The organism is Mesorhizobium sp. M6A.T.Ce.TU.016.01.1.1, from assembly GCF_003997065.1.
Lineage (GTDB): Bacteria > Pseudomonadota > Alphaproteobacteria > Rhizobiales > Rhizobiaceae > Mesorhizobium > Mesorhizobium mediterraneum.
This window is the reverse complement of record NZ_RZTJ01000006.1, coordinates 137,878-163,670: the sequence shown is the minus strand read 5'-3', so window position 1 is coordinate 163,670 and position 25,793 is coordinate 137,878. Positions and strand designations below refer to the sequence as shown.

General features: G+C 63.0%; 27 protein-coding genes and 1 pseudogene. 16 read left to right on the top strand and 12 right to left on the bottom strand.

Annotated elements, in window-relative coordinates; translation table 11 throughout:
* The first annotated feature begins 77 nt into the window (after window positions 1-77).
* From def to truA, 4 genes are read left to right on the top strand one after another with little or no spacing between them, the layout of a single operon-like run.
* A complete protein-coding gene (gene def / locus EOC94_RS14460) occupies window positions 78-623 on the top strand; it encodes a peptide deformylase (RefSeq protein WP_127291243.1) in 546 nt (181 codons plus the stop codon).
* A 9-nt stretch (window positions 624-632) separates the two neighbouring features.
* Window positions 633-1,568: a methionyl-tRNA formyltransferase gene (fmt, locus tag EOC94_RS14455; RefSeq protein ID WP_127291241.1), complete on the top strand. Its 936-nt coding sequence runs from the start codon at window positions 633-635 to the stop codon at window positions 1,566-1,568.
* Window positions 1,565-2,074, top strand: a complete 510-nt coding sequence (locus EOC94_RS14450; RefSeq protein WP_095484556.1) for an N-acetyltransferase — start codon at window positions 1,565-1,567, stop codon at window positions 2,072-2,074. Before fmt ends, EOC94_RS14450 begins: the two co-directional genes overlap by 4 nt.
* An 18-nt stretch (window positions 2,075-2,092) precedes the next feature.
* Window positions 2,093-2,848, top strand: coding sequence for a tRNA pseudouridine(38-40) synthase TruA (gene truA, locus EOC94_RS14445; protein WP_126104062.1), 756 nt, complete (start codon window positions 2,093-2,095; stop codon window positions 2,846-2,848).
* On the opposite strand, the gene EOC94_RS14440 is transcribed toward truA, so the two are convergent.
* Window positions 2,845-3,438, bottom strand: a complete 594-nt coding sequence (locus EOC94_RS14440) for a transporter (protein ID WP_126104061.1) — start codon at window positions 3,436-3,438, stop codon at window positions 2,845-2,847. The two genes, truA and EOC94_RS14440, sit on opposite strands and share 4 nt — an antisense overlap.
* 2 nt (window positions 3,439-3,440) lie before the next feature.
* On the bottom strand, window positions 3,441-4,640 hold the full coding sequence (gene dapE, locus EOC94_RS14435; protein ID WP_127291239.1) for a succinyl-diaminopimelate desuccinylase: 1,200 nt from the start codon (window positions 4,638-4,640) through the stop codon (window positions 3,441-3,443).
* 117 nt (window positions 4,641-4,757) lie between these two features.
* On the opposite strand from dapE, the pseudogene EOC94_RS14430 reads away from it, so the two are divergent.
* A pseudogene (locus EOC94_RS14430) lies at window positions 4,758-5,791 on the top strand (2-dehydropantoate 2-reductase).
* Here EOC94_RS14430 and EOC94_RS14425 read toward each other — a convergent pair.
* The 3 genes from EOC94_RS14425 to dapD are packed head-to-tail and all read right to left on the bottom strand — an operon-like array spanning window position 5,766 to window position 7,743.
* A complete protein-coding gene (locus tag EOC94_RS14425; protein ID WP_095484552.1) occupies window positions 5,766-6,467 on the bottom strand; it encodes a hypothetical protein in 702 nt (233 codons plus the stop codon). The pseudogene EOC94_RS14430 and the gene EOC94_RS14425 sit on opposite strands and share 26 nt — an antisense overlap.
* Before the next feature lie 21 nt (window positions 6,468-6,488).
* Complete coding sequence (locus tag EOC94_RS14420) at window positions 6,489-6,908, bottom strand: DUF805 domain-containing protein (RefSeq protein WP_164547063.1); 420 nt, start codon at window positions 6,906-6,908, stop codon at window positions 6,489-6,491.
* A complete protein-coding gene (gene dapD / locus EOC94_RS14415) occupies window positions 6,889-7,743 on the bottom strand; it encodes a 2,3,4,5-tetrahydropyridine-2,6-dicarboxylate N-succinyltransferase (protein WP_095484550.1) in 855 nt (284 codons plus the stop codon). Before dapD ends, EOC94_RS14420 begins: the two co-directional genes overlap by 20 nt.
* Before the next feature lie 142 nt (window positions 7,744-7,885).
* On the opposite strand from dapD, the gene EOC94_RS14410 reads away from it, so the two are divergent.
* Window positions 7,886-8,725: an LOG family protein gene (locus EOC94_RS14410; RefSeq protein WP_095484549.1), complete on the top strand. Its 840-nt coding sequence runs from the start codon at window positions 7,886-7,888 to the stop codon at window positions 8,723-8,725.
* 158 nt (window positions 8,726-8,883) lie between these two features.
* On the opposite strand, the gene EOC94_RS14405 is transcribed toward EOC94_RS14410, so the two are convergent.
* Entirely contained in the window at window positions 8,884-9,591 is a 708-nt protein-coding gene (locus EOC94_RS14405) for a pyrimidine 5'-nucleotidase (RefSeq protein WP_127291237.1), read from the bottom strand.
* A gap of 161 nt (window positions 9,592-9,752) precedes the next feature.
* Here EOC94_RS14405 and EOC94_RS14400 point away from each other — a divergent pair, with 161 nt between their 5' ends.
* The 3 genes from EOC94_RS14400 (at window position 9,753) to EOC94_RS14390 (ending at window position 12,244) form a co-directional block, all read left to right on the top strand.
* The gene (locus EOC94_RS14400) at window positions 9,753-10,514 is read left to right on the top strand and encodes a GGDEF domain-containing protein (protein ID WP_095485073.1); all 762 of its coding nucleotides are present in this window, start codon (window positions 9,753-9,755) and stop codon (window positions 10,512-10,514) included.
* A 138-nt stretch (window positions 10,515-10,652) separates the two neighbouring features.
* The gene (locus EOC94_RS14395) at window positions 10,653-10,808 is read left to right on the top strand and encodes a hypothetical protein (RefSeq protein ID WP_126104055.1); all 156 of its coding nucleotides are present in this window, start codon (window positions 10,653-10,655) and stop codon (window positions 10,806-10,808) included.
* Window positions 10,805-12,244, top strand: a complete 1,440-nt coding sequence (locus EOC94_RS14390; RefSeq protein WP_127291235.1) for a GMC family oxidoreductase — start codon at window positions 10,805-10,807, stop codon at window positions 12,242-12,244. Before EOC94_RS14395 ends, EOC94_RS14390 begins: the two co-directional genes overlap by 4 nt.
* A 98-nt stretch (window positions 12,245-12,342) precedes the next feature.
* Here EOC94_RS14390 and phhA read toward each other — a convergent pair whose 3' ends face one another.
* The gene (gene phhA, locus EOC94_RS14385) at window positions 12,343-13,179 is read right to left on the bottom strand and encodes a phenylalanine 4-monooxygenase (protein ID WP_127291233.1); all 837 of its coding nucleotides are present in this window, start codon (window positions 13,177-13,179) and stop codon (window positions 12,343-12,345) included.
* A 135-nt stretch (window positions 13,180-13,314) separates the two neighbouring features.
* Between phhA and EOC94_RS14380 the strand changes: the two genes are divergently transcribed.
* The 3 genes from EOC94_RS14380 (at window position 13,315) to EOC94_RS14370 (ending at window position 16,081) form a co-directional block, all read left to right on the top strand.
* Window positions 13,315-13,791, top strand: a complete 477-nt coding sequence (locus tag EOC94_RS14380; protein WP_095485072.1) for an Lrp/AsnC family transcriptional regulator — start codon at window positions 13,315-13,317, stop codon at window positions 13,789-13,791.
* A gap of 119 nt (window positions 13,792-13,910) precedes the next feature.
* Window positions 13,911-15,458, top strand: coding sequence for a magnesium-protoporphyrin IX monomethyl ester anaerobic oxidative cyclase (gene bchE / locus EOC94_RS14375; protein WP_127291231.1), 1,548 nt, complete (start codon window positions 13,911-13,913; stop codon window positions 15,456-15,458).
* A gap of 224 nt (window positions 15,459-15,682) precedes the next feature.
* A complete protein-coding gene (locus EOC94_RS14370; RefSeq protein WP_126104051.1) occupies window positions 15,683-16,081 on the top strand; it encodes a RidA family protein in 399 nt (132 codons plus the stop codon).
* 30 nt (window positions 16,082-16,111) lie between these two features.
* Here the strand turns inward: EOC94_RS14370 and argB are convergent, their stop codons facing one another.
* Both argB and EOC94_RS14360 read right to left on the bottom strand, forming a co-directional pair.
* Window positions 16,112-17,005, bottom strand: a complete 894-nt coding sequence (argB, locus tag EOC94_RS14365) for an acetylglutamate kinase (protein ID WP_126104050.1) — start codon at window positions 17,003-17,005, stop codon at window positions 16,112-16,114.
* 100 nt (window positions 17,006-17,105) lie between these two features.
* Window positions 17,106-18,602 carry an amidase gene (locus tag EOC94_RS14360; protein ID WP_127291229.1) on the bottom strand — a complete coding sequence of 499 codons (1,497 nt, stop codon included), beginning with the start codon at window positions 18,600-18,602 and terminating at the stop codon, window positions 17,106-17,108.
* Between the two features lie 130 nt (window positions 18,603-18,732).
* On the opposite strand from EOC94_RS14360, the gene EOC94_RS14355 reads away from it, so the two are divergent.
* From EOC94_RS14355 to msrB, 4 genes are all read left to right on the top strand, one after another.
* Window positions 18,733-19,272, top strand: coding sequence for a sigma-70 family RNA polymerase sigma factor (locus EOC94_RS14355; RefSeq protein ID WP_127291227.1), 540 nt, complete (start codon window positions 18,733-18,735; stop codon window positions 19,270-19,272).
* Window positions 19,269-19,967: an anti-sigma factor gene (locus tag EOC94_RS14350; protein WP_127291481.1), complete on the top strand. Its 699-nt coding sequence runs from the start codon at window positions 19,269-19,271 to the stop codon at window positions 19,965-19,967. Before EOC94_RS14355 ends, EOC94_RS14350 begins: the two co-directional genes overlap by 4 nt.
* A 208-nt stretch (window positions 19,968-20,175) precedes the next feature.
* The gene (locus tag EOC94_RS14345) at window positions 20,176-20,733 is read left to right on the top strand and encodes a fasciclin domain-containing protein (RefSeq protein ID WP_095484538.1); all 558 of its coding nucleotides are present in this window, start codon (window positions 20,176-20,178) and stop codon (window positions 20,731-20,733) included.
* Between the two features lie 221 nt (window positions 20,734-20,954).
* Window positions 20,955-21,458, top strand: coding sequence for a peptide-methionine (R)-S-oxide reductase MsrB (gene msrB / locus EOC94_RS14340; protein WP_127291225.1), 504 nt, complete (start codon window positions 20,955-20,957; stop codon window positions 21,456-21,458).
* A 44-nt stretch (window positions 21,459-21,502) separates the two neighbouring features.
* Here the strand turns inward: msrB and EOC94_RS14335 are convergent, their stop codons facing one another.
* From EOC94_RS14335 to EOC94_RS14325, 3 genes are all read right to left on the bottom strand, one after another.
* Window positions 21,503-22,780, bottom strand: coding sequence for an SDR family oxidoreductase (locus EOC94_RS14335; RefSeq protein ID WP_127291223.1), 1,278 nt, complete (start codon window positions 22,778-22,780; stop codon window positions 21,503-21,505).
* A gap of 206 nt (window positions 22,781-22,986) precedes the next feature.
* Window positions 22,987-24,579: a DHA2 family efflux MFS transporter permease subunit gene (locus tag EOC94_RS14330; protein WP_127291221.1), complete on the bottom strand. Its 1,593-nt coding sequence runs from the start codon at window positions 24,577-24,579 to the stop codon at window positions 22,987-22,989.
* A gap of 22 nt (window positions 24,580-24,601) precedes the next feature.
* Window positions 24,602-25,783: an HlyD family secretion protein gene (locus EOC94_RS14325; protein WP_127291219.1), complete on the bottom strand. Its 1,182-nt coding sequence runs from the start codon at window positions 25,781-25,783 to the stop codon at window positions 24,602-24,604.
* Between the last annotated feature and the right edge of the window lie 10 nt (window positions 25,784-25,793).

Here is a 25,793-nt window from a genome sequence, read left to right as displayed (position 1 = left end):
CGGCACAGATCAAAACGTGAACGGCGCTTCAATTGCCCCGGTTGACGCTTTCCGTGCGACGTCTTAGGTGAGACGCCATGTCGATCAAGCCTCTCATCATCCTTCCCGATCCCGTTCTGCGCCAGGTTTCGAAACCGGTCGAGCGCGTCGACGGCGCTTTGCGCAAGCTGGCCGACGACATGCTGGAGACCATGTACGATGCGCCGGGCATCGGCCTGGCGGCGATCCAGGTCGGCGAACCGTTGCGCATGCTGGTGATCGACCTCGCCAAGGAAGACGAGACGCCGGCGCCGCATGTCTTCATCAACCCCGAGGTCCTCGACAGCGCCGATCAGCGCTCGGTCTACGAGGAGGGTTGCCTGTCGATCCCGGATTACTATGCCGAGGTCGAGCGCCCCGCCGCCGTGCGTGTGAAATATCTCGATCGCGACGGCAAGCTGCAGGAGATCGAGGCCGAAGGGCTGATGGCGACCTGCCTGCAACATGAGATAGATCATCTCAACGGCGTTCTGTTCATCGACCACATCTCGAAGCTGAAGCGCGACATGGTGGTGAAGAAGTTCAAGAAGCTCGCCAGGGATAAAGCGCCGGGCAGCAAGGCGCCGGGCAAGTTGGTGGGATAGGGCTCAAAAATGCCCCTGCGCGTCGTTTTCATGGGCACACCCGAATTCTCGGTGCCGACACTGCGGGCGATCGCGGAGGCCGGGCATGAGATCGAAGCCGTCTACACCCAGCCGCCGCGCGCCGCCGGTCGCCGTGGGCTGGAACTGACGCCATCGCCGGTGCAGCGCGAGGCGGAGCGGCTGGGCATCGAGGTGCGGACGCCGGTGTCGCTGAAAAGCGAGGTCGAGCAGGAAGCGTTCGGCTCTTTGCGGGCCGATGTCGCCGTGGTTGTCGCCTTTGGACTGCTGTTGCCCAAACCCGTCCTCGAGGCGCCGCGGCTCGGTTGTCTCAATGGCCACGCGTCGCTGTTGCCGCGCTGGCGCGGCGCCGCACCCATTCAGCGCGCCATCATGGCCGGCGACACTGAGACTGGCATGATGGTGATGCGGATGGAGGAAGGCCTGGACACAGGCCCGGTGGCCATGGTTGAAAAGTGCACCATCGGGCCAGACATGACGGCCGGCGACCTGCACGATCGGTTGATGCTCATTGGTGCCGCGCTGATGGCGGAAGCGCTGGCACGGCTGGAACGGGATGCCCTGACATTTACCACGCAGGCGACGGTGGGGGTGACCTACGCCAAAAAGATCGATAAAGCGGAGACGCGCGTGGACTGGACGCGGCCTGCTGGCGAAGTCCACGATCATATTCGCGGCCTGTCGCCCTTTCCCGGCGCATGGTGCGAGACCGAAATCGGCGGCCGCCTGGAACGGCTGAAACTGCTTCGCTCGACGCTTTCGCAAGGCGCCGGCGAGTCGGGAGGAATTCTCGATGACCGCCTGACGGTCGCCTGCGGGTCAGGCGCCATCAGGCTGGTCGAAGTTCAACGTGCGGGCGGAAGGCCCATTGCCGCGCAAGAGTTTCTGCGCGGGGCCAAGCTCGAAAAAGGAACGAAATTCTCATGAGCATGATGTCGATACGCGCGGCGACGCCGCGGGACCGCGAGGCGATCCGCCTCGTCGAGGAACACGCATTCGGCCAGCAGGCGGAGGCCGGACTGGTCGACGCGCTGGTCACCGGCGGCGATGCCGTCGTCGAGCTGGTGGCGGACGAAGATGGGCAGGTGGTCGGCCACATCCTGTTTTCCAGGCTTTTCGTGCAGAATGGTGGCAAGAGCTTTCCAGCGGTGGCGCTGGCGCCTTTGGCCGTCGAGCCGTCGTTCCATGGCACCGGCATCGGCGGCGCGCTGGTCCGCGAGGCGCATATCCGCCTCAAGGACGCCGGCGAGGTGCTGGCGGTGGTGCTTGGCGATCCCGCCTATTATGGCCGCTTCGGCTACAGCCACGCACGCGCCGAAAAATTCGAGAGCGAATATCAGGGCGACGCGCTGCAGGCGCTGGCCTGGGGCGAGGCGCCTGAGACCGGCAAGCTGGTCTACGCTTCGGCCTTCGGCTCCGCGCTCGCCGCCTAACCTCATCCTGCTTTAGGAATGCCGCGTTTTCGCCTCGACATCGAATATGACGGCAGCCTCTATGCCGGCTGGCAGCGCCAGGCAGACCAGCCTTCGGTGCAGCAGGCGATCGAGCAGGCGATCGAGAAATTCTGCGGTGAGCAGGTCTCGCTGCGCGGCGCCGGCCGCACCGATGCCGGCGTCCATGCGACCGGCCAGGTAGCGCATGTCGATCTCGTCAAGGCGTGGCCCGATGACAAGGTGCGCGATGCGGTCAACGCCCATCTGCAAGCGGCCAAGGCGCGCATCGCCGTCCTCAAGGCGGCTGTCGTGCCTGATAGCTTCGATGCGCGTTTCTCGGCGACCGGCCGCCACTATCTCTATCGCATCGTCAACCGGCGCGCGCCGGCAGCGCTCGACAAGGGCAAGATCTGGTGGGTGCCGAAGCGGCTCGACGCCGAGGCCATGCACGAGGCGGCAAAAGTGCTGCTGGGGCGGCATGATTTCACTACGTTCCGCTCGACCCAATGCCAGGCCGACAGCCCGATCCGGACGCTTGATCGGCTGGATGTCAGTCGGCTGGGTGACGTGATCGAAGTGCGAGCCTCGGCGCGCTCGTTCCTGCACAATCAGGTGCGCTCGATGGTCGGCTCGCTGAAGCGCGTCGGCGAAGGCGGCTGGACAATTGCCGACCTGAAGGCGGCGCTCGATGCGCGCGACCGTGCAGCCTGCGGCCAGGTTGCGCCGCCCGACGGACTTTTTCTCGTCGGTGTGGATTATCCGAAAGTCGATTAAGCGGGCGCACCGATGCCGAGCAGCGCCTGCAGGCCGAACAGAACGACCAGCGACGCCACGAACATGCCGGCGAAGACGGCGGTGCCGACAGCTGCGCCCCTGCCGATGGCGATGTTTGTCATCCGCCAGGTCAGGACCATCGACAGCGCAAACAAAAGCAGCGACGCCAGTACGGCGAACTCGTTGGTGGAAGGCAGGAAAAGCCTGATCAACGCCGACGGCAGCATCATCCAGGCGATGATCGCCGACGCCCAGTTGCTGGCGACGACATAGTGGACGAAGCGCCCGCCAATGCCGGCACGCGGCGCGATAAAGGCAAGGCCGACAAGCGGCAGTACCCAGGCGCCAATGTCGACCGTCGCCAGACGGATCAGCATGCTGAAGCGCCCCGCGAATGCATCCGGATCGCCGATCTCGTTGGCAAGGCCGACCCAACCGACGATCAGCGCCGGTGCCGCGACGATGATGGCGAAGAAGGAATTCCAGAAACCGTCGGCCGAAAGGTCGAGCAGGCGCAGCCCGTCGGCCTTGCCGAGCATCAGTCGCCAGGCGCCTGTCAGGGAAGCATAGGTTTCGTCCGACGAAAGCATGGTTACGATATGCCTCGCTCGAACCAGTCTTCGATGAAGCGCTGATAAATTTGCGTCAGCGTCTCGAGGTCGGCAAGCGCGACGCGTTCATCGACCATGTGCATGGTCTTGCCGACCAGCCCGAACTCGACCACCGGACAATAGTCCTTGATGAAGCGGGCGTCTGAGGTGCCGCCGGAGGTGGAAAGCGCCGGCTTCCTGCCGATCACCGCCTTGACCGAGCCGCTGAGCGTCTCGATCAGCCGGTCGTCGCGAGTGAGGAAGACGTGGCTCGGCCGATCGCGCCAGAGGAGCTCGTAATCGACCGGCGTCGTCTTGCCGGTCCGGTATTTCTTGCGCTTCGCCGCCTTGTCGAGACGGTTGTGGATTTCCGCCTGGATGGTCTCGGCGGTCCATGTGTCGTTGAAGCGGATGTTGAAGGTGGCGGTCGCCTTCGCCGGAATGACATTGGTGACCGGATTGCCGACGTCGATCGAGGTCACCTCCAGATTGGTCGGCTGGAAATCCTTTGTGCCCTCGTCGAAGACGGGGTGCAGCAAGGCGTCGACCAGCGTCATCAGGCCGCGCACCGGGTTGTCGGCAAGCTGCGGATAAGCGGCGTGGCCCTGCCGGCCGTTGACGATGATGCTGCCGGACAGCGAACCGCGCCGGCCGATCTTGATCATATCGCCCAGCGCGTCTGGATTGGTCGGTTCGCCGACGATAGACGCATCCCACTTCTCGCCCTTGGCGGCTGCCCATTCGAGCAGCTTTGTCGTGCCGTTGATGGCCGGCCCTTCTTCATCGCCGGTGATCAGCAGCGAGACCGAGCCTTTCAAGCCGCCCTTCGACTCGATATGGCGCGCCACCGCGGCGATGAAACAGGCGATGCCGCCCTTCATGTCGACGGCGCCGCGGCCGAACATCTCGCCCTTGGCAATCTCGGCGGCGAAAGGCGGATGAGTCCATGAAGCTTCGTCGCCGACCGGCACCACGTCGGTATGCCCAGCGAACATCAGATGCGGACCGTTGCCGGAGCGCCGCGCATAGAGATTTTCGATATCGGGCGTGCCGCCTTCCGAAAACACCGGGCGCTCGACGGAAAAGCCGAGCGGCTTCAGCATTGTTTCGAGCGTGCTCAGTGCTCCGCCTTCAGCGGGCGTCACCGAGGCACAACGGATAAGGGCGGCTAGATTTCTGGCGGGATCGGAAGGCAACGTCATGGGCAAAAGCGATAGTCGAAAGCGCAAGGCCTGTCACGGCCAGACATAAGGGCCAGCCATCCCGCCGACATTATGGTTTTCATGTCGTATAGTCGCAGGCCAAGGCAGCATCATCGGATGGCCAACGAGGACAAAAGGATCGTCATCGCCGGCGCCGGCAGCATCGGCTGCTATGCCGGCGGCTGCCTGGCGCTCGCCGGGCTACGGGTGATTCTGCTGGCGCGGCCGCGCATCGAAGAGGCCTTGCGGAAGGACGGGTTGCGGGCCACCGAGCTTGACGGCCGCGATCGCTCCATCAAGCCGGATGGGCTGTCGGCCACCGCCGATCCGGCGGCCGCCTTGCGCGGTGCTGAAATTATTCTTGTGACGGTCAAGAGCGGCGCTACTGAAGACATGGCGGCGCTCATTGCCGGCCACGCCCGCCCGGACGCGGTGGTGGTCAGCCTGCAGAACGGCGTCGACAATGCCGACAGGCTGCGGGCAAGGCTTACTGGGCGACCTGTGCTCGCAGGCATGGTGCCGTTCAACGTGGTCCAGTCACCGGATGGCGAATTGCCGCTTCGCGTGCATCGCGCCAGCGAGGGCAAGGTGATGATCGAAGAAGGGATCGCCGGCCTCGATGAACTGCTCGACGTCGATGGGTTCGCAGTCGCCGCGCATGGCGACATGACCGCGGTGCTGTGGGGCAAGCTGCTGCTCAACTTGAACAACGCGCTGGTGGCGCTTTGCGGCCTGCCGCTGGCAACGCAATTGGCCGACCGCCGCTGGCGGCTGATCCTGGCCGGCCAGATCGACGAGGCGTTGGCGGCAATGCGGGCGTGAGCATCGAGCCGGCGCGGATCGCCGGCCTGCGCCCGGCGCTGCTGCCAAAACTGCTCCGTCTGCCCGACGGGCTGTTCAAGGTCCTGGCGCGGCGCATGCTTGCGATCGATCCCGAGGCACGCTCGTCGATGTGGGACGATCTGCAGCGCGGCCGGCCGACCGAGATCGACGAGCTGCAAGGTGCGATCCTGCGCCTGGCTGACAGAGAGGGCACGCCGGCGCCGCTGATAAAGCGTGTCACGGCACTGGTTCGCAAGGCAGAGCAGGAAAATCATGGATCGCCCGGCCTGACACCGGAAGCGATCAGTGCCGGCCTTCGATCAGCGTGATCTTTTGCCAGATCTTCCGCGACAGGTTGGAGGCGAGAGTCTCGATGTCGTTGACGCCATCGACGACGACATTGTCGTTGACCGACTGGGCGAACAGCGCGGCGATTTTGCCGGTGATCGACAGCATTTCGGAGCAATAGTCGAGATAGCGGGCGAGATCGGCACGGTCGGTTATGCGTGCCGGTGAATGCGATGCCGGCTTGAAATCGGCTGAAAGCACTGCCGGATCCTTGGTCAGCTGATGCATGTCGATGACGTGGATCAGCGATCGCAAGCCGTGAAGCTTGCGAAACACCTGCTTGCGCTTGATACGCTCCTCGGTTCGGATCAAGGCCAGGAAGCCCAGCGCCGTCAGGATGATCACGTTGATCGAGGATTCTATGCCCTGCACCGACTGGATGGCATCGTGGTTTGCCGAGACACGGCCGAGCGGCAGGATGGTGCCGACGAACAGGAACATCAGCGCGCCAGCGGCAATGGCGGCGATGATGACGCCGCGCAGCCACCAGATCGGCGCTTCCAGCGCCTTCGCCGCCTTGGCCAGATCACGCGACAGCGACACAAGTTCAATGGCGACGCCACGCAAGCCTGCATCGGGAAAACGGTCGGCGACGCGTTTTTCCAGTTGCTCGGCGGTTTCGATGATCAGTTTCGAATCAAGCGTGCGGTAGCGCATGGCGAGAGACCCGATCGACGTTCAGGATTCGGCCGGTGCATTGGTATGTTTGCCGTAGCGGTTGGGTCCGGGATCACTTTTGAAAAAGGCCAGAATGATAAGGAGAATGGCGCCGATGACGAGAGAGATCAATGCGTAGTAGGTAGGCTTGCCGAAATCATGGAACCGCTTCGCCGTTAGCGCAAAGGTCGACCATGTCGAGACGACCACAGCGATCCACCAGGCGAGCGCCCAGTACTGGCTTGCGGCAGTGCCGAGCGGCGTTCGCGAGAACTGGTAGAGCAGAAAAAGCTGAACGAGGAGCGGCAAAAGACCGGCCAGAACGTAGGCGCTGGGGTTCACTCGCCCGGAAAGGCTGAAGAAAAGCCAGAAAAATCGAGGTCTGTCGAGCAATCGGGTGCGTCCGTTTTTTTGCGAAGGATCAATCGCGAAGCAGTTCATTGATCGAGGTTTTGGACCGGGTCCTGGCATCGACCCGCTTGACGATGACGGCGCAGTAGAGGCTCGGAGCGGGCTCACCGCTGGGCAACGGCTTGCCGGGCAGCGAGCCGGCGACGACAACGGAATTGGCCGGCACTTCGCCGTAGAAGACCTCACCGGTGGCGCGGTCGACGATCTTGGTCGACTGGCCGATGAAGACGCCCATGCCGAGCACCGAGCCCTCGCGCACGATGCAGCCTTCGACCACTTCGGAGCGTGCGCCGATAAAGCAATTGTCCTCGATGATGGTGGGACCGGCCTGCATCGGCTCCAGCACGCCGCCGATGCCGACGCCGCCCGACAGATGCACGTTCTTGCCGATCTGGGCGCAGGAGCCGACCGAGGCCCAGGTGTCGACCATGGTGCCGCTGTCGACATAGGCGCCGACATTGACGAAGGACGGCATCAGCACGGCACCTGGCGCGACATAGGCGGAGCGCCGCACGATCGATGACGGCACGGCGCGAAAACCTGCCTTCTCGAAATCGATGGCGCTCCAGCCGTCGAATTTCGACGGCACCTTGTCCCACCACACGGCCTGGCCGGGGCCGCCCTTGATGATCTCCATCGGGTTGAGCCGGAAGGACAGCAGCACCGCTTTCTTCAGCCACTGGTTGACATGCCATTTGCCGTCGGCCTGGCGCTCGGCAACGCGGGCGACACCCCGGTCGAGCAGGTCGAGCGCCGACTGGATGGCGTCGCGCGTCGCGCCACGGGTTGCCGTCGAAATCGTGTCGCGTTCCTCGAAGGCTTCTTCGATGATCTTTTCGAGACTCGCCAGATCGGGCTTCGACATGAATTCGCTCCATTACCAAGCTGTTAAGGGGCCGCGCCTTAACCTGTTTTGAAAGTCGCCGGACCCTATGTGAAGGCTTGGTGAGGGTCAATCGCGGCTGCGCCACGGGACGGCGCAAGTGAATAATTGGACGGTAGGTAACATGACTCCTATGGAAAAGGCGGGGTGGACGCCGCTGCCGCATTCGGACGAGGATCTGGAGCGTTCGAAAAGCGTGCCGGATACGCCGCAGACGCGCGCCGAAACCTACCGGTTGGCCTGGAACGATCCCGACTTCATGACACGGCGCGAACTGCGCGCGGTCAGGCTACAGCTCGAACTGTTGAAGCCGGAGATGATCCTGGCCGAGCGCGGCATCCGCTCGACCGTCATCCTATTCGGTGGCGCGCGCATCCCCGAGCCGGGCGGAGAAGCCTGGGCGGCCAAGAACGAGACGCAGAAGAAGAACCTTGAGAAAAACAGCAAATATTATGAGGAAGCCCGAAAATTCGCCCGCCTCTGCTCGCAGCAGTCGGCCACCTCGTATTATCGCGAATTCGTCGTGGTGACCGGCGGCGGACCCGGCGTCATGGAAGCCGGCAACCGCGGCGCCGACGATGTCGGCGCACCGTCGATCGGCCTCAACATCGTGTTGCCGCACGAGCAGGCGCCGAATGCCTATGTGACGCCGGAGCTCTGTTTCAACTTCCACTATTTCGCGGTCCGCAAGATGCATTTCGTCATGCGCGCCAAGGCTGTCGCGGTGTTTCCGGGCGGCTTCGGCACGATGGACGAATTCTTCGAGACGCTGACCCTGATCCAGACCGGCCGCATGGAGCGCGTGCCGGTGATCCTGTTCGGCAAGGCCTTCTGGAAAAGGGCGATCGACCTCGATTTCCTCGCCGAGCAAGGCACGATCACCCCCGGCGACCAGGACATCATCGATTTCGTCGACACCGCCGATGAGGCCTGGGGGATTATCAGCCGCTTCTACAAGCTCTGAGGCCCCGCTGCGCACCCACGGGTCAAGCCCGAGGGCATGCTTTTGGGCGACATGCACTAGAGCAATTCCAGGAAAAGTGCGGAGCGGTTTTCCGTTCGGAATTGCGTAAAAACAAATAATTAGAGCGGTTCGGCGTTTCCGTGAAACGATGACGTGCTCTAGGCTGCGACTTCGACGATCGCAGTAAGGAATTCGGCAAGATCGTCGGTGACGAAATCCACATCGTCCTCGTTGGCCGGGTCACGTTCCCAGATTTCCGAGAAGGTCGGCTCGAAGTTGCGCGGCACGACCAGCACCGTGGTCATGCCCAGCGATTTCGGCACGGACAGGTTGCGGGCCAGGTCCTCGAACATCACCGCATTGTGGCCGGTGACGGCGTGGAGTTCCGCAAACTTCTCGTAGGTCCGGCGCGCCGGCTTGGGGTTCAGCCCGGCGGCGACGATATCGAAGATGTCGTCGAAATGGTCGAGGATGCCGAGTTGGCGCGCGGTGCGTTCGGCATGCCTGCGGTCGCCATTGGTGAAGATGAACTTGCGGCCGGGAAGCTGGCGGATGGCGGCGCCGAGAACGGGATCGGGAACCAGCCAGGAATAGTCGATGTCGTGGACCTTCTCGAGAAAGTCGTCGGGATCGATGCCGTGGCGCGCCATCAGGCCGTTCAGCGTCGTGCCGTATTCCCTATAGAGTTCCTTCTGCAGCTTGCGGGCATCGTCGCGCGGCAGCGTCAGCAGCTCTCCGACATAGGCGGTCATCTTCACGTCGATCTGCGAGAACAGGTTCGAATGGTGCGGATAGAGCGTGTTGTCGAGGTCGAACACCCAGTCGGTGACATGGGCAAAGCGGCCGGGATCCGGGAGTGTGGTCATGCAATCCTTATGGCACGAAACATTGCTTTTGGCAGAGGCTTTATCCACAACTTATGCGGGTTGCGGGTGGCGAAAATGACGCCATGATTCAAATTTTAGGCATCGCAGAAAGATGGCATTCAGGGCTTGCTGGCACACAGACGGTCGAGGGGGAGCCAGCGATGAGCCGCATATTTCTGAAGTCTGCCGCCGTCGCTTTCGCCTCCCTCGCGGTCTCGCTTTTGCTGACGCTGATCGTCGTCCCGGCAATGGGCTTTCCGTTCAACCGCACGATGTGGCTGACGTGCACGGTCTGCCCGCTCGCGCTTGCCTGGATTGCTAGCGCTTATACATTCTGGCAGGGCGAGAGGCTGAAAGGCGCCCATCGCGATCTCGCCCGCGCTCATGCCCAACTCGCCGCCGCGCATCGGCGCCTGTCGGAAAAGGCGAGCCGCGACGACATGACCGGCATGCTCAACCGCGAGAGCTTCTTTGCGGCGCTCGACGCCTCCCGGCGGAAATCCGATCGCGGTGCGTTGCTGATCATCGATGCCGACCACTTCAAGATCATCAACGACAGCTACGGCCATCTGACCGGCGACGACGCGCTGCTCCTCATTGCAAGCGCGATCGAGCGCGGCGTGCGCAGCGGAGACGTGATCGGCCGCATCGGCGGCGAGGAATTCGGCGCGTTCCTGATCGGCGCCACCGAGCAGGAAGCCAAACGCGTCGCCGAGCGCATTCGCCGTGAAGTCGAGCTGATCCGCTTCCGTCCCGTTGATGAGCGGATCATACCCCTCACAGTCAGCATCGGTGGCGTCACCTGCGGCGAGGGCGCCGCCGTATCGGATCTGATGCGTGCCGCCGACCGGCGCCTTTACCAGGCCAAGCACCGCGGCCGCAATCTGACCATCCTGGACACGGACATTTCCGAGGCGGCTTGAGCGGTTTTCAATCAGCCTGGCCGTTTACACGGCTTAAGCAAGTGTGCGGCTAGGTTTGGCACGGAATTGGCTTCTCTTGGCGAGCATGTGCCGTTCTGGGAACGCCATGCGTGGATAAAGGCCCCATCGAGACGTGTCATGAGTTTCTTCACAAAGAAAATGTCGCGCCGCACGATCATGCAGGCGCTGATCGCATTGCCGGCCCTGTCGCTGTTCCGCAAGCTGCCCGATGCCGATCCGGACGCAATCGTCGAGGTCAATGGTTGGATCCTAAAAAGGAGCGACCTGGCGTGATCTTCGGCAGCTACGAGGCATTTCGCGCGGTGAATTTCACCGCCAAGGTCTGCATTCTCGGCTCGGGGCCAGCCGGCACCACGATCGCCAGGAAGCTTGGCGTGGCCGGCATTCCGGTTGTGGTGCTGGAGGCCGGCTCCCGTGAGTTCAGCGATGATTCGCAGGATTTCTACCGCGGCGCCACGGTCGGCGATCCCTATTTCGATCTCGACATCACCCGGCTACGCTTCATGGGCGGCAGCTCCAATCACTGGGCCGGCTGGTGCCGCGTGCTCGACAGCCAAGATTTCGAGCCCAAGGCCTGGGCGCCGGATACCGGCTGGCCTATCAGCCGTGCCGACATCGAGCCCTACCTGCCTGAAGTCCACGATATCCTCGAACTTCCCGATTTCCGGCCGGATGTGCCGATCTCGGACGACATTCGCTGGGTGCAACTGATCAAAAGCCCGGCCGTGCGCTTCGGCGAGAAATTCGCCGACGAGCTCGACAAGAGCAGGAACGTCGCCGTGGTGCTCAACACCTATGCCACCGAGCTCGCCGGCGATGGCAAACGAGTGACCGGCGCCAAATTGTGGTCGAACGGCCAGGACGCCGGTTCCTTCACCGCCGACTATTTCATCGTTTGTACCGGCGGCTTGGAAAACTCGCGGCTGCTTCTGTGGTCGAACCAGCGCTCGAATGGCGGCGTGGTGCCGAAGGCGACGGCACTCGGCAGCTACTGGATGGAGCATCCGACCTTCGAGGGCGGCAATGCCATCCTCGCCGACTATAGCGCGTTCGAGGTCGACGCCACCAACGAGGCCTTCTTCTCGCCGACGCTTGCCGCCATGGAGCGCCTTGAGATCATGAATTTCGGGATCAGGCTGATCGAGACGCCGTACCCCGGGGTCAAACGCGTCATCGCCGACCTCGCCTGCACGGCGCCCGAGATGGCCGAATGGGTGTCCTATCAGCTCAGCCAGGACCTGCGCTGCGCCGCCCAGCTCTATGTCACCTGGGAACAGGCGCCGCTGGCCTCGAACCGGATTCAGTTGTCGAAAGCCGATGTCGACCATGCTGGCGTGCCGCGCATCGAGCTGCACTGGAAAAAGTCGGAGCTGGAGCGCCGCACGCTTCTCGAGGGCTTGAGGCTGTTCGGGACGACGCTCGTCCAGAAGGATCTCGGCCGGGTGCGCATCGCCGACTGGCTCACCAATGGCGGGGACTATCCGACGAATGAGGAGCTGGCCGGCCACCACCATATGGGCGGCACCCGTATGGGCACGGATGTGATCAAGAGCGTGGTCGACGCCAACTCAAAGGTGCATGGCATGGACAATCTCTATGTCGGCGGCTCTTCGGTGTTCTGCACGTCCGGCGAATGCAACCCGACGACGACGATCGTCGCATTGGCCTGCCGGCTGGGCGATCACCTCAGCAAGGTTATCGGCGTATAGAAGGCCGGCTCAGCCGGCCGGCCGAGGGATCGCCATCGCAGTCCACCGCCAACGACGCCCGCGCCGGTCGGCTGCGAGCGTCCGAGCCTGCCCAGCGTTTAAAGTTTCGCCGGGTCGAGCGCCGGTTTGCCCTTGTGGCGTCCGACAATCGCTGCCATCTCGGCGACATCCTGGAATCCATCGCGCAAAACGTCGAAGGATGGCAGCACGAAATAGGCGCGTTGGAACTTGTCGATCTCGTAGCTGGTGCGCATCACCGTTTCCAGATCGAAGGGGACATGGTGCGCGTCCTTGCTTTCAATCGCGAATTGAAGTTCCGCAAAGGACGACATCAGCCCGGCGCCGAAAGCCTTCAGCGGTTGGCCGGCTTCCTGTATCAGCCCGTATTCGACGGTGTACCAGTAAAGGCGGCTGATCATCTCGTCGCCGCCAAGCGCGATCAGGTCCTCCGCCTTCTCCCCATACATCTGCATGAAATCGGCAAAGACCGGCTGCGTCAGTGCCGGCACGTGGCCGAAGAAGTCGTGGAACATGTCCGGCTCGACGATGTAGTCGAGCTCTTGTTTCGTCCGCAGCCAGTTGGTCACCGGGAAGCGCCGGTGGGCGAGGTGGACGAAGAAGGCGGGGGCGGGAATGAGGCCCGGCACGGCGACGATTTCCCAACCGGTAAGCTTGCGCAGTTTTTCGCTGACCACACCGAAATCCGGAATCTTGTCTAGCAGGCCCAGCGTGGCGACGCCGTCGAGATAAGACCGGTGTGCCAGCTTTTTGGTCAACTTCGTCTGGCGGTCGCACAGTGTGCGCCACACCGCCTGCTCGTCGGCGGTGTAGTTGTAGCTCTGCTCGACGGTGAAATCGGAACGGCAGACCGAATAGTCGCCGCGAAGGCCTTGCGCCGCGCATTCGCGGGCGTAGTCGGCAACGTTGATCGTCATGGCTGTTCTCCCTGGAAATCACGACTAACATCATAAAAATCTAGCCGGATCCGGTGAGGCAAATCCGCTTTGATGATGGCTCGAATACGCGATTTGAGGTAAAAGCCACCACAGCAAAGCTGTAGGAGAGTGAAAGTGCCTCAGTTTGACGATTTTGAGATCAAGATGCTCGATATCTTGCAACGTGACGGACGCAAGCCTGTGTCCGAACTGGCCCAGGAGATCGGCCTGTCGACGACGCCATGCGCGCGCCGCTTCGAGGCTCTTCAGAGCGCCGGCATCATCAAGGGCTTTGCTGCTGTGCTCAGCCGCCGCGCCGTCGGCCTGCTGGTCGAGGTGTTCATTCAGGTGCGCCTCGTGACCCACAGCGACGGTTCGCCCGAAACCTTTATCGCTGCCGTGCAGCGCATGGACGAGGTGTCGTCGTGCTGGACGATGACCGGCGACTACGATTTCCTGCTGCATGTGATGGTGCCGTCGGTCGACGAGCTCAACGCCTTCGTCATGCACCGGCTGATGCGGCTCGACGGCGTGCGCGACGTCCACACGCAGCTTGTGCTGCAGAACATCAAGGGGCCGGGCCACGTGCCGCTCGGGCACCTCAGGCGATGAGCCTGTATCTCGGCAAATGCATTTCTGCGGAAAAGCTGCACGGAAACTGCTGAACCGGGCCAGCTGCAGGCCCAGATCGACGACCAGGATGACCGGACCGCCATTGCAAAAGGTCCTTCATGAAAATCGTCCTGATCAATCCGCCGCATACCGCCATCGGCAGCCGCGTGCCCGACGACCATTTGCCGCCGCTCGGCCTGCTCGCATTGGGCGGCCCGCTGATCGACGCTGGCCATGAGGTGCGGCTCGTCGATGCCGAGTTCGAGCCGATGCCGCTTGCCGCAGCCGTGCAAGACGCCTTGAGCGATCATCCCGATTGCATTCTGATCGGCCATTCCGGTTCGACATCGGCGCATCCGACAGCACTGGAGATCGCACGAATGGTCAAGCACATCGATCCGGCGACGATGGTGATCTATGGCGGCGTGTTCCCCACCTATCACTGGCGCGACATACTTGCCGAAACGGACGTCTTCGACTTCATCGTGCGCGGCGAAGGCGAGGCGACCATCGTCGCGTTGGTTGAGGCGCTGGAAAGGCGCCGGCCGCTGTCTGGCGTGGCGGGCATCGCCTTTCGCGACGATTTGCGCCGTCCCTTTGCCACCAAGCCGGCAAGCACGATCGCCGACCTCGATGAATACCGCATCGGCTGGGACCTGATCGATATCAGTCGTTACAGTTATTGGGGCGGCAAGCGCGCGGTGGTCATGCAGTTTTCTCGAGGCTGCCCGCATCTGTGCAATTATTGCGGCCAGCGCGGTTTCTGGACGCGATGGCGGCATCGCGACCCGGTGAAGTTCGCGCAAGAGATCGCCTGGCTGCACCGCGAGCATGGCGTCGAGCTGATCAACCTTGCCGACGAGAATCCGACCTCGTCCAAAAAAGCCTGGCGCGCCTTTCTCGATGCGATGATCGCCGAGGACGTGCCGGTCCTGATCGTCGGCTCAACCCGCGCAGATGACATTGTTCGTGATGCCGACAGCCTGCATCTCTACCGCAAGGCAGGCGTCATCCGTTGGCTGCTGGGCATGGAAAACACCGATGAGAAGACGCTTGCGTTGATCCGCAAGGGAGGCAGCACCTCGTCCGACCGCGAGGCGATCCGGTTGCTGCGCCTCAATGGCATACTGTCGATGGCGACCTGGGTCGCCGGTTTCGAGGATGAGCGCTTTCGCGATCTCTGGCGCGGCTTCCGCCAGCTCATCGCCTATGATCCGGACCAGATCCAGGCGCTCTATGTCACCCCGCACCGCTGGACGCCGTTCTTCAGGATGGCCAGGGACCGCAAGGTGATCCAACTGGACGCCCGCCTGTGGGACTACAAGCATCAAGTGCTGCAGATGACCCGACTGAAGCCTTGGATGCTGTTCTTCAGCGTCAAGCTGATCGAACTGGCGGTGCAGTCGCGGCCGAAGGCACTGGCGCGCATCCTGTTCCACAAGGACCCGGAACAGCGCCATTCGATGCGCTGGTACACGCAGATGGGCCGCCGCGTCTGGTTCCGCGAGGTCTGGGGCTTTCTCGCCCGCGACCGCCGCCTGAAGGACGGTCCGACACTGGCCGAATTCTGGGGCGCGCCGCAGGACGAGGAAGAGGAATCGATGGTGTTCGGGCACCCGGCACGCAAGCTGACACCGCCCGGGATCGCGATTTCGCCGAGCGCCTGATCAGCTCTGGGCAATCTCCTAAAAACATACGCAACGTATGCGTATTGACATACGGAGCGTATGTACCCACTTCGGGGAGACGGGGGTATGTCAGCAACCGCCCGGAAACCGGAGCGCAGCGATCCAAAACCCTGAAGCCTTGCGAGCGGCTCTCGCCCTTCTCGGCGAAGCCACATCGCGATCGTCGGGAGGTCTGGCCTGCCTTGTCTAGATGGAGTGAAACAATGACCAAACGCGATGCGATCTTCCCTGCCGGTCGGCAGGCCCTCTACGAGATCAACCGCTATTCGGCGGCGATCCGCTCGGGCGACTTTCTGTTCGTCTCAGGCCAAGTCGGCAGCCGCGAGGACGGGTCGCCCGAGCCGGTCTTTGCAAAGCAGGTCCAGCTTGCCTTCGACAATCTCGCGGCGGTGCTGAAGGCTGCCGGCTGCACCTTCGACGATATCGTTGACGTCACCACGTTCCACACCGATCCGGCCACACAGTGGGAGGCGATCAACGCCGTCCGGCTGAAGGCGATCGGTGAACCGCCCTACCCGAACTGGACCGCGGTGGGCGTGAACTGGCTGGCTGGCTTCGATTTTGAAATAAAAGTCATCGCGCGCCTTCCTCAGCCCAGCTAATCGACTGGCGGCGCGACCAAAGGCCGCCGCTTATGGCACGATCAGCGTGCCGGCGCCGTGTTCAGTGAACAGCTCGAGCAGCACCGAATGCGGCGTCTTGCCGTTGAGGATGACGACGCCTTCGACGCCGCGCTCGATCGCCTCGATGCAGGTCTCGACCTTGGGGATCATGCCGCCCGACACCGTGCCGTCCTTGATCAAGGCCTTTGCCTCGGCCACGGTCAGCTCGTCGATCAGCTTCTTGTTCTTGTCGAGCACGCCGGGCACGTCGGTGAGGAACAAAAGGCGTGTCGCCTGGCAGGCGCCGGCAATCGCGCCGGCAAAGGTGTCGGCATTGATGTTGTAGGTGTGGCCGTCGCGGCCCGGTGCCACCGGCGCCAGCACCGGGATCATTTCGGACCGCGCCAGAAGGTCGAGCAGCGTGCGGTCGACCTCGACCGGCTCGCCGACGAAGCCGAGATCGAGCACGCGCTCGATGTTGGAGTCCGGGTCGATCATGGTCTTGCGCGCCTTTTCGGCGAAAACCATGTTGCCGTCCTTGCCGCACAGGCCGATCGCCCACTCGCCCTCGGCATTGATCAGCGCGACGATCTCCTTGTTGATCGAGCCGGCCAGCACCATCTCGACGATCTCGACCGTCTTCTGGTCGGTGACACGCAATCCGCCCTCGAACTTCGATTCGATGCCCATCTTGCTCAGCATGGCACCGATCTGCGGCCCGCCGCCATGGACGACGATCGGATTGACTCCGGATTGCTTGAGCAGCGCGATGTCGCGGGCGAAGGCCTTGCCGAGCGCAATATCGCCCATGGCATGGCCGCCATATTTCACCACAACCGTCTTGTTCTCGTAGCGCTGCATGTAAGGCAGCGCCCTCGAAAGCAGCGCGGCCTGCATTTCGGCGGTGGCGGCGACGTCCGTCATCGGCATTGTTCCCAGCTTGAAATGATCGGCGGCGTCTTAGCGGGAATTGCGGCGGGCCGCAAACGGCTTTGCTGTCACATCAGGTGAAATCGGCCCGCTTCTATGCTGGCATTCGCATCGGCGCCCGCCGCGCCTGCCATCCCGAAATCTTTTCCATTTGCGCGGCGAGGGACAGAAGCGTCTCTTCGTCGCCGGGCCGGCCGGCAGCCTGGATGCCGAGCGGCAGGCCGGCATCGGTGACATGGACAGGCAGCGTGATCGACGGCTGACCGCTGACGTTCTGGATCGCCGGCCAGTGGGTGAACCACAGGCTCTTGTCCATCAACTGCCCAAACAGCGGCTTGAATATCAGCAGCCGGGCGAGGCGCAGCCTGTCGAGCACGTCCTCTATGAACGCATCTGCGCCTTTCGGATCCATGGCGCCGCAGGCGAGTGGCGGATGGGCAATAACAGGCATCAGCACGGCATCGTATTGCGCGGTCTTGGTGATCAGGCGACGCGATACGGCATGCAGCCGCTGCAGGCCGGCATAGATCTCGCCGGCCGAGACGATCTCGCCGAAGCGGCTCATCAGACGCGTGGCGCGCTCGACGTCGCCCGAGACGGAGCGTCCGACACGCAACGCTTCAGCGCGCATCGTACCGGCCACCGCCGCGGCGACAATCTTGCAGAAATCGGCCATGAAATCACGATCGATATAGGGCAGGTCGATCTCCTCGATCGTATGGCCGCCTTCGCGCGCCAACGCCACGGCCGTGTCCAGCGCGGTCAGCGTCTCGGCCGATATCGGCAGGCCGAGCGGCGATTTCCGATAGACGGCCAGCTTGAGCTTGCCGGGATCGCGCGCCACCGCGGCGGCGAAAGCGCCTTTCGGCGGCGGCGCCGCATAGGGCGACAGCGGATCAGGGCCATGGGTCAGGTCGAGCAGCAAGGCCGAATCCCGGACCGAGCGGGCAAGCGCGTGATCGACGACCAGCCCGTACCAGCTCTCGGTGACGAGCGGCGACAGCGGCACGCGGCCGCGCGAGGTTTTCAGCCCAACCAGCCCGGTGCAGGCGGCGGGAACGCGGATCGAGCCGCCGCCGTCCGAAGCATGTGCCACCGGCACGACGCCGGCCGCGACAAGCGCCGCCGCCCCTCCAGACGAGCCGCCGCTGGTATGCGCCGTGTTCCACGGATTGCGGGTGATGCCGAAAGCGGCGGATTCGGTCATCAGCCTCAGCCCATGTTCGGGCGAGGTGCTGGTGGCGATCGGGACAAGGCCAGCGGCCAGATGGCGTTCAGTCATCACCGAGTCGAAATCGGCAACGAAAGCCGGAATGCGGCTGCCGCCATGCGTCGGCACGCCTTTCATGGCGATGCCGAGATCCTTCAGCGCAAAAGGCACGCCGGCCAGCGGCAGCTTGCGGTCGATGGTTTTCGCCCGCGTTCGCGCCGCCTCGTAAAGCGGCTCGGCGATGGCGTTGATGTCCGGGCGGGTGGCCTCGGCCCGCGCAATCGCCGCATCGACGAGCTCCTGCGGTGCGATCTCGCCCTTGCGCACCAGGCCGGCCAAGCCGATTGCGTCGTGTTCCCACAAGACCTGTTCAACCGACATTGCCGCTCTCCCCGCTATGAGAAGGCTAGCGGTTGCGGATTTTCTTGGCAATCGAAGTCCACGACGCTCCCGGTGCACAAGAACGCTTCCGCCGTTGCAAATACATTGCAATTGCCTAATTTGGCAGCCGATGACGCCGCAGGACATCAGTAACCTGATCGTTCGGACTTCGATGAAGGACCGGGCTGCGTTCGATCTGCTCTACCGGCAGACCAGCGCGAAACTTTTCGGCGTCTGCCTTCGTGTATTGAAGGACCGGGGAGAGGCAGAAGAGGCGCTGCAGGAGGTCTTCGTCAAGATATGGACGAAGGCGGACCGTTTCGCCGTCTCGGATCTAAGCCCGATTTCCTGGCTGGTGGCCATTGCGCGCAATCATGCGATCGATCGCATCAGGGCGCGGCGAGAGCCTGCCGCCTATATCGATGCTGCGCTCGAGGTGGCCGATCCGGCGCCGGGACCAGAGGCTGCGGCTGTTGCGGGCGGTGAATCCGAGCGCATCTATCGTTGTCTCGACGAATTGGAAAAGGACCGGGCGGCGGCCGTCCGGGGCGCCTATCTGGACGGCGAAAGCTATGCCGAACTGGCGGCACGCCATGACGTGCCGCTGAACACGATGCGGACCTGGCTGCGGCGCAGCCTGTTGAAGCTCAGAGAGTGTCTGGAAAGATGACGCTGGAAGAGGATAACGGACCGGAACCTGGGGGCGACGACCTGTTCGCTGCCGAATATGTTCTTGGCGTGCTGGCCGCGGACGAGCGCGAGATTGCGTCACGCCGCATCGACGCGGACGCCGCTTTCGCGCGCCTCGTCGATGCCTGGGAGGCGCATCTTTCGCCGATGGCAGGCGCCTATCCGGAGACAGAGCCTCCGATCAGGGTCAAGGAGGCGATAGATCGCCAGCTGTTCGTAGCAGAGCCTCGCGACGGTCTCTGGTCGAGCCTTGCCTTCTGGCGCGGTCTTGCCGCAGCTTCCGTCGCGGCGCTGGCGATCACCATCGCCGTGCCTTACCTCAACCCGCCGGTCGAACAGCCGCGGCTTGTCGCCTCGCTGGCCGCTGACGGCAGCGACGTCAGATATCTTGCCGTCTATGACGCCGCCCATCGCGAGGTCGGCCTGTCACATGTCTCGGGCGAGCGTGCCGCCGGCAAGGATTTCGAGCTGTGGATGATCGAGGGCAAGAATGCGCCGGTCTCGATGGGCGTCATCCCGGCCGGTCAGACCGCGCATATGACCATCTCGCCGGCCGTTCAGGAAAAGCTTGCGCAGGGCGCCGTGCTTGCGGTTAGCCTCGAGCCGGCCGGCGGTTCGCCGACCGGTCAGCCGACCGGCCCCGTGGTCGCTGCGGGCGATTTGAAGAGCATCTGATCGCACCTGTCTTCTCGCTCTTACGAGAAGATTTTAATCTATCTCTTATGGTTGAATGAGCTTAGGAACATACAACCGAGCATGGCCTGCTCTGAATCGCCGTTATGAAAGATAAGATTTTCTCCTGAGCGACGAAACTCACGCACTTATCTCCCGTATCTCCTTGCGCCCCCAAAGAGGGGAAAGATAAACTGAGGAGATTGACATAATGCGTAAATTCGCCACCCTTTTGCTTGCCGGAACGGTCGCCGTCTCCGCGCTCGCCACCGCCGCCTATGCCCAGAATCCGATGGTCGGCGGCGCCGCCATGTATGCAACCAAGAACATCGTCGAGAACGCCGTCAATTCGAAAGATCACACGACACTGGTCGCGGCCGTCAAGGCCGGTGGTCTCGTCGAGACGCTGCAGAGTGCCGGTCCCTTCACCGTGTTCGCGCCAACCAACGAGGCCTTTGCAGCACTTCCGGCCGGCACGGTGGACACACTGCTCAAGCCCGAAAACAAGGACAAGCTGGTCAAGATTCTGACCTGCCACGTCATCGCTGCCAAGGCGCTGGCCGCCGACGTCACCAAGATGGTCATGGACGATGGCGGTGCGCACAAGGCCAAGACGGCCGGTGGCTGCGAGCTGACGCTCAAGGCCGATGGCGGCAAGGTCACGGTGACCGACGAGAACGGCAATGTCGCCAATGTGACGATCGCCGATGTCGAGCAGTCGAACGGCGTCATCCACGTCATCGACAAGGTTCTTCTGCCGAAGATGTAACGAAGGGCCTGCTGCCAGCGAAGATATGGGCGAGGCTCCATGCCGATAGCGCGGGTTCCGCTTGCGTGACCCGCGCTATCGACAAGCGTACACTCCGCGCCGTCCCCGCCCCTCCAAGCGTGGGCCCAGTGCGGAGTCTCCGTTTTCAGGAGTAGCCGTCACCGGCTTTTGATTTCCGTATGACGGTCGAATTTGGCAGACGGATAACAGGAGAAATGATCATGAACCGTCGCGATCTTCTATTGAGCGGTGCGGCTGCAATTGGGGTGGCTGCAGGTGCCGCAGCGCTGTTGCGCATGGGCAGACCGCAGGATGCGGGGGCGGCCGAAACCTTCGAGGTCACCAAGACCGAGGCCGAGTGGCGCGCGGTGCTGTCTGACGCGGCTTTCAATGTGCTGCGCAAGGAAGGCACCGAATATCCGGGCACCAGCCCGCTGCTCAACGAGCACCGCAAGGGCATCTTCGCCTGCGCCGGCTGCGACCTGCCGCTCTATTCCTCCGAGACGAAATTCGATTCCGGCACCGGCTGGCCAAGCTTCTGGCAGGAGATTCCCAATGCCGTCGGCAAGACCGTGGACAGGTCCCTGGGCATGATCCGCACCGAGGTCCACTGCCGCCGCTGCGGCGGCCATCTTGGCCATGTCTTCGACGACGGCCCGCCGCCGACCGGCTTGCGTCATTGCATCAACGGCGTTGCCCTGGCCTTCAAGCCGGCCACGGCCTGACGGCTTGAATTCGAGCGCGACCGCCGTCAGCGTTCATCCAGCCATCAGCGTTCATCCAGAATGGCGAGGGCCGCGAGCGTCAGCAGAATCGACGGAACCACCTTGACGAGGGGACCGAGCGGATCGAGCCAAAGCACAGGTTCGGTGAACGTTGCGGCAACCAGATAGACAAGCGTCAGGAAAAGCATGCCGATCAGCGCGCGTCTTGCCCAGGGTCGGAAAAGAACCGCAAGCCCCAGCATGATGTCGGCGAGACATGTCGCGACCACCATGATGCCTGCGAGACGATCGGGTAGAAAGGCGAGATGGCTTTGCGCCGCCTCGAATGTGAGGAACGGCGCGAGGCCGGAAATCAGCCAGAAAAGCGCCAGGATGATAATGATTGGCGACTTCAGCAGATAGAGGCGGGCGAACCAGAGATCCTGGACCCCCGAAGGGACCGCGGCGAGCGTCTCGGCCGTCGACGACAGACGCGGGCAGTGGTCCCTTGGCCGCTGGTTTCCAACGCCACCTGACATGACTGCCATGGCGGTAGAGCGGAGCGGCGAACGCCAACCAAGCCTGCCGGCCATGTCGGCGAACCATGTCACCGGCCGAGCGACCGCCGGCGGCATGGAAATCACCGGCACGGCAGGAAGGCCGAGCCAGCTGCGATGCAATAGGACGAGTTCTCTAAGCGTGAGCCTTTCGTCGCTGCCAAGAGCGACATCGGATCCGGCTGGCAGCGTGCCCTGGATGGCCGCGCTGACGGCGCTGGCGACATCGTCGAGTGCGACCGTCGTAACGAAGCTTTCAGCGTAAACCAGCGGAATGACCATGGGAAAGGCTGCGAGAGCCCTTAGCAATGCGGATCCGCCATGCGCGTTGCGGCCGAGCACAAGCGCCGGACGCAGAATGACATGGCGTACGCCACTTGCCACGAGAGCCGTGTCCGCTCGCCTTTTGGTGCTGAGAAAAGGAATGTCGCGGTCAGCGGTTTCCGTTTCCGCCGATATCTGAATGATCAGCAGCCTCTGGTCGCGCGCCGCCTCATAGAGGGCGAGCATCGCCCGTTCCTGGGTGGCACTCAGATCGTCCGAGAGCCCATCCTGAAGCGCGCCGGCGCAATTGACGACAACCTGCTGCTCATCCAGCACGTGCTGCCAGCTGACGCCCTGCGTCATGCCGGCGAGATCGGCCTTCAGCCAGCGAACGAACGGCATCTTCAACGAGGCACGCGCGATATCACGCCCAAGCCCCGTGACCTGATGGCCTTCGTCCGCGAGTTTCCTTGCGACGGCGGAACCGATGAAACCGGTCGCGCCGAGAATCAGGATATTCATCCCGGAACTTTAGCCCAAACCATCTAATGCATGTCGCCCAAAAGTGGCAGCGGTTTTGGGGGAACGACATGCAAAGACCTAAAGCCCGGCGCGTGGTTCCCATCACACGCGACGCGCCTACTGCCTTTGAAGATTTTGCGCATGACCCCGAAAATTGCTTTTCGGGGTCATGCGCGAGGATGCCGGGCGGGGGGTCCCGGCGCTCCTCAGTGTCCGCCACCACCGCCGCCCTGTGCGGCTGGCTTGCGGATCACCAGGGTGAAGAGCCCAAGCGTGGCGAACAACACGGTCAGCATGAAGAACACGTCCATGAAAGACAGCAGCGACGCCTGCTGCTGGACCATGCCTGCTAGTTTGGAGATCGCCGCCTTGGAGGCGTCAAGTCCGGCAGTCTGCTCGAAGTTGAGCGTCATGTTCTGCAGCTTTTCCTGTGCTGCGGCACTGCCCCATTGCACGTGCTCTGAGAGCCTCGCGTAGTGGAAGGCGTTGCGGTCGATCAGCACGGTGTTGATGACGGCCAGGCCGACGGCGCCACCGAGATTGCGGGTCAGGTTGAACAGGCCCGACGCGTTCTTCAACCGCTCGGGCGGCAAGGTTCCGAGCGCGATGTTGTTGATCGGCACCATGCACAGCATCATCGAGCAGCCGCGAAGGATTTGCGGGATCAGCAGCTCATAAAAATCCCAGTCGGCGGTGAGATGCGTCATCCACCAGGTCCCCGTGGCGAAGCCGAAGAAGCCGACCATCATCATCAGACGCGGGTCCATCTTGTTCGACAGGATGCCGGAAATCGGGGCGGTGAAGAACATGGCCAGGCCGCTGACGAACAGCGCCTCGCCGATCATCAGGGAATCGTAGCCGCGGATGCGTCCGAGGAACACCGGATAAAGATAGGTCAGGCCGTAGAGGCCGATGCCGACGACGAAGGAGAACAACGAGCCGAAAGCGAAGTTGACGTTGGTGAAGGCCTTCAGGTCGACAATCGGCTCCTCGGCTGTGAAAGCGCGCCAGAAGAACAGCACCGCGCCGACGGTCATGATGGTGGCGCAGATGAACACCGCCTGATCCTGCAGCCAGTCGTTGTTCGGACCTTCCTCCAGCACATATTCCATGCAGCCCAGGAATGCCGCCATGCCGGCAAGGCCCCACCAGTCGAACTTGCTGAACAGCTTGAGATTGGGCTTGTCGAAGTCGATCAGCGACCATGCCGCGGCGGTGACCAGGATGCCGGGCACGACATTGATCAGGAACAGCCAGTGCCAGGACATGGCATGGCTTATGTAGCCGCCGACGGTCGGGCCGATGGTCGGCGCCAGCGTCGCCACCAGACCGATCATCGGCGAAACCATGGCGCGGCGCGACGACGGGAAGATGGTGAAGGCGGCAGCGAAGACGCTCGGAATCATGCCGCCGCCGATGAAGCCCTGCACGGCGCGGTAGACGATCATCTGGTCGATATTGGTTGCGGTCGCCGCCAGCGCACTGGCGGCGGTGAAGCCTGCCGCCGAAATCGTGAACAGCACGCGTGTCGACAGCATCCGGCTGAGAAAGCCGGATAGCGGGATCATGATGACTTCGGCGATCAGATAGGCGGTCTGCACCCACGGGATCTCATCGGAGCTGGCGCTCAAGCCCGCCTGGATCTCGGCCAGCGAGGCCGAGACGATCTGGATGTCCAGGATCGCCATGAACATGCCGAACACCATCGCCAGGAAAGCGATGACGCGCCGTGTGGAAATGGTGTCAGGCGTAGCCGGCCTCGCCGGCGGCGATCCTGCCGTCACGGTTGCGGTTGCCATGGCATTGCTCCCAAGCGGCCGCTCAGTTCGACGCGGCCGGCGCTGTGCGGCCGTCGACGGCGACGACGACGCTGAGGCCGGCGCGCAGCTTGCCGGTCTTCAGCACGTCGGCCGGCACGTCGATGCGAACCGGCACACGTTGCACGACCTTGGTGAAGTTGCCGGTGGCGTTTTCCGGCGGCAGCAGCGAGAACACCGCGCCGGAGGCCGGTGCCAGCGAAGAGACCGTGCCTTCAAAGTCGTGACCGTCGATAGCGTCGACCGAAATCCTGACCTTTTCGCCAGGCACCAGCCGGGCAAGCTGGGTTTCCTTGAAATTTGCGACGATATAGAGCTTGTCCATCGGCACGATAACGGCGAGCTTCTGTCCAGGGCTGATCAGGTCGCCCTGCTCGACCGAGCGGTTGCCGACCACACCGTCATAGGGCGCGCGCAGCACGGTGAAGGACAGGTCCCGCGCGGCCTTGTCCCGGGCAAGCTGCAGCGACGCCAGTGTGCTTGCCGTCTCCGCGCGCTGCGCCTGAAGCACACCGATATTGGCCTGCGCCGCTGCGATCTGGGCGTCGGCGCCGACAAGGGCGGCATTGGCCTGCTCGACCGCGGTCTGGGCATCATCCAGTTGAGCTTGGGTGCCGACACGCGTCTTGAGCAATTGGGCGGCGCGCGCTTGAGCTCGCGCCGCATTGTTGGCAGCTGCCTGGTCGGCGGTCTTCTGCGCCCGCGCCTGCTCGAGCGATGCGCGCGCCGCCTCGGTCTGGGCGTCGATACGGTAGAGCGTCTTGCTCAAGGTGGCGATCTGCGCCTCGGCCTGGGCGACCGCTATTTTGTAGTCGCCATTGTCGACGACCAGCAGAGGGTCGCCGGCCTTGACCTGCTGGTTCTCGGTCACCTTGACCTGATCGACATAGCCGGAAATTTTCGGCGAGATGAATGCCATGTCGGCCTGGACATAGGCATCGTCGGTTGAGATCATGAAACGCCCGTCGGTCCAGTAGTCGTAGCCATACCAGGCGCCTGCGCCCAGCAATCCAAGCGCGATGATGGGCAACAGAAAGGAGCGTGCCGAACGTTTCTTTTTGGCCGGCGTCTCGGCCGGAGGACTTATTGCGGGCTCGGTCGGTGCGGTCGGCGCTTCGATTGCTGGCGCGACCTTGGCGTTGGGGAATGGGCGGACGTCGGCGATGGGGGTTGCGTTCGAGGACATGGAATCTCTC